Raw genomic sequence first — 10,028 nt, 5'->3', positions numbered from 1 at the left:
ACCGGCGGTCTGGCCTTCCTCTTCACCGGGCAAGGCTCGCAGCGCGCAGGCATGGGCCACGAGCTGTACAAAACCTTCCCCGTCTTCCGTGAGGCGCTGGACGCCGCACTCGCGGCACTCGGCATCCAGGACGAGTACTTCACCGGCGACCTCGACCGCACCCGCCTCACACAACCCGCACTCTTCGCCCTCGAAACCGCCCTCTACCGCCTCTACGAATCCTGGGGCATCACACCCGACCACCTCGTCGGCCACTCCATCGGCGAGATCACCGCCGCCCACACCGCCGGCATCCTCACCCTCCACGACGCCGCACAACTCGTCACCGCCCGCGCCACCCTCATGGACGCCCTCCCCCACACCGGCACCATGACCGCCATCCAAGCCACCGAACAAGAAGTCGACGCCCTCCTCACCGACGGCGTCAGCATCGCCGCCGTCAACGGACCCACCTCGATCGTGGTCTCCGGCGACACCGACGCCACCGACCGGATCACCGAGAAGTTCCGCGAACAAGGACGCCGCACCAAACAACTCACCGTCAGCCACGCCTTCCACTCCCACCACATGGACGCGATGCTCGACGACTTCCGCACCACCACGACACAACTCACCTACCACCAGCCCACGATCCCGATCACCTCCACCGTCACCACCGATATCCCCATGACCGACCCCGAATACTGGGTAGCCCAAGTCCGTTCAACAGTCCACTTCCACCAAGCCGTTCAGGAGCTGGAAAAACAAGGCGTCACCACGTACATCGAACTCGGCCCCGACGGCATCCTCACCGCACAGGCCCAACAATCCGCCGAAGGAACCTTCACCCCCGCACTACGCCGCGGACACGACGAGACCACCACCACCCTCACCGCACTCGGCACCGCCTACACCCACGGACACCCGATCACCGTCCCCCACGCCGCACACCTCAGCAGCCTCCCCGGCTACGCCTTCCAACGACAGAGCTACTGGCTGGAGGCCCCCCGGAGCGCCCAGAACTCCTCAGCGCTCGGCCAGACCTCTGTCGTACACCCGCTGCTGTCCAGCCTGATCCACGCGGTGGACAGCGACACGACACTGTTCACCGGGCAGGTTTCGCGAAACTCGCACCCGTGGCTCGCCAACCACACGGTGATGGGCAACGTGATCGTGCCCGGCACCGCGTTCATCGAGCTGGCGATCCACGCCGGGGACCAGGCCGGGTTCGACACGGTCGACGAAATGCTGATCGCGGCGCCTCTGCTCCTCACCGACGAGGCCGTACAGCTCCAGGTGGCGCTCAAGGGCAACACGGTCTCCATCCACTCGCGTTCGGCCGGCCGCGCATGGGAGCTGCACGCCACGGCGACGCTCAGCACCACCGCGGCGTCCGCCGAGACCCTCGTGTGGCCGCCCCAGGGGCAGCCGGTGCCCATCGAGGACGTGTACCCCGCGCTGGAGCGCATCGGGCTCGGCTACGGGCCCGCGTTCCAGGGTCTGACCGCCGCCTGGCAGTCCGGCGACGCGCTGTTCGTCGAGATCGTGCTGCCGGAGGAGGTGCGTGACGCGGACTTCGGCATCCACCCGGCGCTCCTCGACTCGGCGCTGCACGCGTACGCGCACCAGCACGCCGTCGACGGCAGCATCAGCCTGCCGTTCTCCTGGAACGGCGTACGGCTGCACGCCTCGGGCGCCACGGCGCTCCGCGCGCGGATCACTCCGGCCGGTGAGGGCGGACTCGCCCTGCACGCCGTGGACCACGCCGGTCAGCCGGTCATCTCGGTCGCGCAGCTCACGACACGACCGGTCAGCGCCGATCAGCTCCAGGTGCGCACGCCCACCGAACCTCTGCTCGTACCGAGCTGGCAGCCCCTCACCCTGCCCGGCGACGCGCCCGCCGCGCCCCACCACGTGCTGGCCGTGCCCCGCGGCGGCGACCTGCACGAGGTCACCGAGTCCGTGCTGACCTCGTTGCAGGAATGGCTGGCGAGCGACACCGATGACGTTCTCGTGGTCCACACGCGTGACGCGGTGGACACCGGCACGCCTGATCTTGCCGCGGCAGCGGTGTGGGGTCTGGTGAGGTCGGCCCAGACGGAGAATCCCGGGCGGATCATGCTGCTCGACGGTGACTTCGATGCCATGGTGGTCAACCGTGCGATCGCCGCCGATGAGCACCAGTTGCTCGTGCGCGGCGGCGAGGTCAGGGCCGCCCGTCTGATCCGGCCCGACGCGGATGCGCTGCTGCCCGTGCCGGGCGGCACCTGGCAGCTGGTGTCCACGGGGGCCGGCACGCTGGAGACGCTGGCCATCACCGCGGACGAGCGGGTGTCCCGGCCTCTGCTCCCTGGTGAGGTGCGGCTGGAGGTCCGTGCGTCCGGCGTCAACTTCCGCGACGTACTGATCGCGCTGGGCATGTACCCGCACGACCCGCTGCCACCGCTCGGCGGTGAGGTCGCGGGCATCGTGATCGAGGTCGCTTCGGACGTCACCACGATGGCTGTGGGCGACCGTGTGTTCGGTCTCGCGGAGGGGACGTTCTCACGGCAGGCCGTCGGGGACCACCGGGCGCTGCACGCGATGCCGGGCGGCTGGACGTTCGCCCAGGCGGCGACCGCTCCGATCGTCTGGATGACCGCGTTGCTGGGGCTGAGGAACATCGCCGGTCTGTCCTCGGGCGAGAAGGTCCTCATCCATGCCGGTACCGGCGGCGTCGGCATGGCGGCGATCCAGCTGGCCCGCCACTACGGCGCGGAGGTGTACGCGACTGCCAGCCTGCCGAAGTGGGACGTGCTGCGGTCGCTCGGTGTCGATGACCGTCACATCGCCGACTCCCGCACGCTGGACTTCGAGGAGCACATCCTCCGTGAGACCGGCGGCCACGGTGTCGACGTGGTGCTGGACTCGCTCGCGGGCGACTTCGTGGACGCCTCGCTGCGGCTGATGCCGCACGGGGGCCGCTTCCTGGAGATCGGCAAGACCGACATCCGGGACGCCGACGAGGTCGCGCAGAGGCATACCGGCGTCGCGTACACCGCCTACGACCTCAACGCCAGTGCCCCGGACACCCTCCAGGCACTGCTCGCCGAGCTGTTCGACCTCTTCGAGCGGCAGGTGCTCACCGCGCTGCCGGTGCGGGCATGGCCGGTGCCACAGGCGCCCACCGTCTTCCGGTACATGGGGCAGGCCAAGCACACCGGCAAGATCGCCCTCACCGTCGACCGGCCGCTCGACCCCGAGGGCACCGTGCTCATCACGGGCGGTACCGGCACGCTCGGCGCGATCCTCGCCAGGCACCTGGTCCAGCGGCACGGCGTTCGCCGACTGCTGCTCACCAGTCGGCGCGGGCACGCCCCCGAGCTGGCGGCGGAGCTCACCGCGCTCGGTGCCGACGTGACGATCGCGGCGTGCGACGCGAGCGACCGGGAGGCGCTCGCCACGCTGCTGGCGGGGGTGGAGAACCTCACGGGCGTCGTGCACACGGCGGGTGTGCTGGACGATGCGATGGTCACCAACCTGACACCCGAGCAACTGCACGTGGTGCTGCGCAACAAGGCGGACGCGGCGTGGCACCTGCACGAGCTGACCCAGGACCGCGACCTCGCCGCGTTCGTCCTGTACTCCTCCATGGCCGGTACGCTGGGTGGTCCCGGCCAGGGCAACTACGCCGCCGCCAACGCCTACCTCGACGCACTCGCGCATCACCGGCGGGAGCGGGGGCTGCCCGCGGTGTCGATGGCGTGGGGCCTGTGGGAGGACGCGAGCGCGATGAGCGCGCACCTCACCACGACCGATCTCGCCCGGATGGCACGCGAGGGCTTCCCCTCGATCAATGCCGCGCAGGGCATGGAGATGTTCGACGCCGCTCTCACCCTCGGCCAGGCCGCGGTGCTCGCCGCGCCGATCACCCTGTCGTCGCTGCGCGGTGAGGTGGCGCCGGTGCTGCGGGCTCTCGTCCGTACGCCGGCGCGTCGAACCGCGAGCGCGCGGACCGCGGACACCAACGCCCTGGCGAGTGCGCTGGCCGCCCGCGACGAGGCCGGCCGGCTGGAGTTGCTGCTCGGCATCGTGCGCGAGCACGTCGCCTACACGCTCGGCCACAGCGGCGGCGACGCGGTCGACCCCGAAACTCCCTTCAAGGACATCGGTTTCGACTCGCTCACCGCCGTCGAGCTGCGCAACCGCCTGAGTGGGGCGACCGGAGTCCGGCTGCCCGCGACCATCATCTTCGACCACCCGACGGCCGCCGCCATGGCCGCGTTCCTGCGGTCGAAGCTCACCGGTGGGGCCAGTGCCGCGGCTCCGGTCGTACGCGTGGCCGTGACCGACGACGAGCCGATCGCGATCGTCTCCATGGCATGCCGTCTCCCCGGCGATGTGCGCACGCCGCAGGACCTGTGGCGGCTCGTCGCGGGTGAGCGGGACGCGATCACCGGGTTCCCGGAGAACCGGGGGTGGGACCTCGATGGTCTCTACGACCCGGAGCGCACCCGGTCACGCACCTCGTACATCAGGGTCGGCGGGTTCCTGCACGACGCCGACCGTTTCGACGCGGCGTTCTTCGGCATTTCACCGAAGGAGGCGCTGGCGATGGATCCGCAGCAGCGCGTGCTGATGGAGACGTCGTGGGAGCTGTTCGAGAACGCGGGCATCAACCCGAAGTCGTTGCGCGGCAGCAAGACCGCCACGTATGTCGGACTGCTCGGTCAGGACTACGCGCCCCGCGGGTCCCAGGCGTTCGACGAGGTGGAGGGCCACGTGATGACGGGCATCTCCAACGCCGTCGCCTCCGGCCGCATCGCCTACGCGTACGGGTTCGAGGGGCCCGCGCTGACAGTCGACACCTCGTGCTCCTCCTCCCTGATGGCCACGCACATCGCGATGCGGGCGCTGCGATCCGGTGAGTGCGACCTGGCGTTGGCCGGCGGTGTCACGGTGATCGCGCAGCCGGACATCTTCACCGAGTTCAGCCGTCAGGGCGGTCTCGCGCGAGACGGCCGTGTCAAGTCGTTCGCGGCAGGCGCCGACGGCACCAGTTTCGCCGAGGGCTCGGGCCTGTTGCTCCTGGAGCGGCTGTCGGACGCGGTGCGCAACGGCCACACCGTCCACGCGGTCATCCGCGGCTCCGCGGTGAACTCCGACGGGGCCTCCAACGGGCTCACCGCCCCCAACGGCCCCTCCCAGGAGCGAGTGATCCGGGAAGCGCTCGCCTCCGGCGGGCTGGTTCCGGCAGACGTGGACGCCCTTGAGGCACACGGCACGGGCACCGTACTCGGCGATCCGATCGAGGCGCAGGCCGTCCTCGCGACCTACGGGCAGAACCGGACGTCTCCGTTGCTGATGGGGTCGCTCAAGTCGAACCTGGGGCACACGCAGGGCGCGGCCGGAGTCGCCGGCGTCATCAAGATGGTGATGGCGATGAGGCACGGCCTGCTGCCGCGCACCCTGAACGTCGACGAGCCGACACCTGAGGTCGACTGGTCGACGGGCTCGGTAGCGCTGCTGGCGGAGGCCCAACCGTGGCCGGCCGGGGACCGGCCGCGCAGGGCGGGCATCTCGTCCTTCGGCATCTCGGGCACGAACGCGCATCTGATCATCGAGGAGCCTCCGGTGCCCGCACCGGACTCTCCTGGCCTCTCCGATTCCTTCGATTCCCCCGGCTCCCCCGAGTCCCCCGCGGCCGGGTCCGTGGCGGAGCCGGTGCCGTTCCTGGTGTCGGCGCGGACACCCGAGGCACTGACGACGCAGGTCGCCAGGCTCAAGCAGCATCTGGCCGAGCACCCCGAGCTGGCCGCCGCGGATGTCGCTCATACCCTTGCCGGGCGTGCGCAGTTCGACTACCGAGCGGTGCTGCTCGGTACGGAAGAGCTGGTCGGCGGCGCTGTCGGCAAGGGCGGTCTGGCGTTCCTCTTCACCGGCCAGGGCTCGCAGCGCGCAGGCATGGGCCACGAGCTGTACGAAGTCTTCCCCGTGTTCCGTGAGGCGCTGGACGCCGCACTCGCGGCACTCGGCATCCAGGACGAGTACTTCACCGGCGACCTCGACCGCACCCGCCTCACACAACCCGCACTCTTCGCCCTCGAAACCGCCCTCTACCGCCTCTACGAATCCTGGGGCATCACACCCGACCACCTCGTCGGCCACTCCATCGGCGAGATCACCGCCGCCCACACCGCCGGCATCCTCACCCTCCACGACGCCGCACAACTCGTCACCGCCCGCGCCACCCTCATGGACGCCCTCCCCCACACCGGCACCATGACCGCCATCCAAGCCACCGAACAAGAAATCACCCCCCACCTCACCGACACCCTCAGCATCGCCGCCATCAACGGACCCACCTCGATCGTGGTCTCCGGCGACAACACCGAGGACCTGGCCGCGCGGTTCCCGGACCGCAGAACCAAGAAACTCACCGTCAGCCACGCGTTCCACTCCCACCACATGGACGCGATGCTCGACGACTTCCGCACCGTGGCCCGCACCCTCACCTACTCCGCACCACAGATCCCGATCATCTCGACCGTGGCCGTCGGCAGCGACCTGACCGACCCCGAATACTGGGTCACCCAGATCCGCTCGACAGTCCGCTTCCACGACGCCGTCCTCGAACTGAAAGAACAAGGCGTCACCACGTACATCGAACTCGGCCCCGACGGCATCCTCACCGCACAGGCCCAACAATCCGCCGAAGGCGTGTACGCCGCGGCTCTACGGTCGAGCCAGGACGAGGTCACCAGCGTGCTGAGCGCGCTGGGCACCGCTTACACCCACGGCCAGGTCCCCGATGCCCAGGCGCTGTACGGCGACGCGCACCGCACCGAGCTGCCGACGTACGCGTTCCAGCGGCAGCGGTACTGGCTCACCGCAGGCGCGATGAGCACCGACGCGACCGACCTGGGACAGTCACCCACCGGGCATCCGCTGCTGAGCAGTGTCCTACGGCCGGCGGACAGCGACACCGTGCTGTTCACCGGCAGGTTCACTCCTGGTACGTGGCTGGACGACCACACCGTGCTCGGCACCGCGATCGTGCCCGGCACAGCCCTGGTCGACCTCGCCCTCCACGCGGCCGGGGAAGCCGGGTTCGACACGCTGGACGAGTTGGTCATCGAGGCGCCGATGGTGCTCACCGAGGCCGTCCAGGTGCAGGTCAAGGTCGACGGCGACACCGTGACGATCCACTCGCGCACCGACAGCGACTGGACCCTCCACGCCACCGGTACCCTGTCGAACGACACCGTGCTCCGGGCCGAACCGGCCTGGCCGCCCGCCGCCGAGCCGATCGACGTGGACGAGATGTACGCGGCGCTGGGGGCGGCCGGGCTCCCGTACGGCCCCGCCTTCCGCAACGTCACGGCTGCCTGGCGCACGGAGGCGGCCTTGTTCGCCGAAGTCTCGGTGGAGAAGCACGATTTCGGCGTGCACCCCGCGCTGCTCGATGCCGCTCTGCACCCGCTGGCCGCGAGGGCCGACGAGCTCGCCCTGCCGTTCGCCTGGCAGGGCGTTCGGCTGCACTCCCCCGGTGCCACCGCGCTGCGAGTCCGCATCGACCTCGGTACGAACGCGGTGCACGCCGTCGACACCGAGGGCACGCCCGTGCTGACCGTCTCGTCGCTCGCGACGCGTCCGGTGACCGCGGACCAGCTCGCCACCCGCACCGACGGCCTGTACGAGAGGACGTGGGTACCGGTCAGCCCGGTGCCCGTTCCCCACACCGTCCTCGACGTCCCGGACGGCACCGTCCATGAGGTGACGGCGCGGGTTCTGCTGGCGTTGCAGGAGAAGCTGGCCGGCGATGGGACCGTCGCGGTGGTCCGGCGTGAGGACGATCTCTCGGCCGCCGCGGTCGAGGGCCTGGTGCGGTCGGCCCAGACCGAACACCCCGGCCGAATCGTGCTGGTGGACACCGACGACAGCGTCGACCTGTCCACGGCTGTCGGTGACGAGCCGCATGTGACCGTACGCGACGGCGCGGTGCTGGCGCCGAGGCTCGTCCGCAGCACACGCCGCGGCCCCATCCCCTCGTGGGACGGCACGGTTCTGATCACCGGTGGCGCCCTCGGGACGCTGCTGGCGCGACACCTGGTGGAGCGGCACGGCGTACGTGACGTCGTGCTGGCGAGCCGCAGCGGCCGCGACGCGGGGATGGCGCACGTACGCAGCGTGGCCTGCGACGTCACGGACCGCGAAGCGCTGGAGACCCTGCTCAACGATCTCCCCGGCCTGACCGCGGTCGTGCACACGGCCGGCGTCCTGGACGACGGCCCGATCGAGGCGCTGACCCCGCAGCGGCTGGACGCGGTGCTGCGTCCCAAGACCGCCGCGTGGCACCTGCACGACCTGACGCGCGACCGGGGCCTCAGGGCGTTCGTGCTGTACTCGTCGGTCGCCGGCACGTTCGGCACGGCAGGCCAGGCCAACTACGCCGCCGCGAACTCCTACCTGGACGCGCTGGCTCGGCTGCGGCACCGTGAGGGGCTGCCCGCGGTGTCGCTGGCCTGGGGCATGTGGGACGACGGCATGGCGTCGCAGTTGTCCGACGCCGACCGCGACCGGCTCGCCCGTGGGGGCTTCCTGCCGATCACCGCCGAGCACGGCCTCGCGATGCTCGACACGGCACTGGGCCTCTCCGTGCCCACGCTGGTCGCGTCGCCGCTGAATCTGGCGGCGTTCCGCGGCGAGGTGCCCGCGCTGCTGCGCGGACTGGTCCGCACGACGCACCGGGCCGTCCCGCCCACCGATCTCGCCGGCAAGGTCGCCGGGCTGTCCGAGGACGAGCAGCGCGCCTTGGTACTGGACGTCGTCCGCGAGAACGTCGCGGCGGTGCTCGGCCACACGGACCCGGGCGCGATCGACGCGGAGTCGCAGTTCGGCGCGCTCGGCTTCGACTCGCTGATGTCGATCGAGCTGCGCAACAAGCTGAGCAAGGCGACGGGCACGAAACTGTCGGGCACGGTGATCTTCGACCATCCGACGCCCGACGCACTGGCGGAATTCGTACGCGGCACCCTGACCGGCTCGCGTGTCGTCCAGGCGACGGCAGTGGCGACGACGGCGGTGACCGACGATCCGATCGCCGTGGTGGGCATGGCCTGCCGGTTCCCCGGCGGCGTGACGTCACCCGAGGACCTGTGGCACCTGGTCGCTGACGGGGTCGACGCGATCAGCGAGTTCCCGACCAACCGCGGATGGCCCGACCTGTACAACCCGGATGCCGAGCACACCGGCACCTCGTACGTGCGGCACGGCGGGTTCCTGCACGCGGCCGACGAGTTCGACCCCGAGTTCTTCGGTATCTCGCCCCGCGAGGCGACCGCGATGGACCCGCAGCACCGTCTGCTGCTGGAGACCGCCTGGCACGCGCTGGAGGGCACGGGCATCGCGCCGGCCTCGCTGCGCGGCTCGCGGACCGGTGTCTACACAGGGCTGATGCACTACGACTACGCGCCGCGCGTCGGTCAGTACGCCGCGGCGATGGAGGGGTTCGTCAGTACGAGTTCAGCGGCGTCGGTCGCGTCCGGTCGCATCTCCTACACGCTGGGCCTGGAGGGTCCGGCCGTCACGATCGACACGGCGTGCTCCTCGTCCATCACAGCGACACACCTTGCGGCGCAGGCGCTGCGTACCGGTGAGGTCTCGCTGGCACTGGCCGGTGGCGCAACGGTCATGGCGAACCCGGACGTGTTCGTGGAGTTCAGCCGCCAGCGCGGCCTGGCCCAAGACGGGCGCAGCAAACCGTTCAGCGCCGACGCGGACGGCACGAGCTGGAGCGAGGGCGCCGGAGTGCTGGTGCTGGAGCGGCTGTCGGACGCGGTGCGCAACGGGCACACCGTCCATGCCGTCATCCGTGGCTCCGCGGTCAATCAGGACGGCGCGTCCAACGGCCTGACCGCACCCAACGGCCCGTCACAGGAACGGGTCATCCTTCAGGCACTGGCCAACGCCCGCCTCGAACCGTCCGATGTGGACATCGTGGAGGCGCACGGCACCGGCACCACACTGGGCGACCCCATCGAGGCACAAGCCCTCCTCGCCACCTACGG

Annotated in this window: 1 protein-coding gene; it reads left to right on the top strand. The window is 70.5% G+C overall.

The window, feature by feature from the left end:
• The coding region (locus ACZ60Q_RS35850; RefSeq protein WP_469641790.1) for an SDR family NAD(P)-dependent oxidoreductase at positions 1–10,028 on the top strand (10,028 nt) is incomplete at both ends.

The sequence above is a fragment of the Streptomyces sp. NPDC104313 genome, from assembly GCF_055583985.1.
This window is presented reverse-complemented; position numbering and strand designations above follow the sequence as displayed.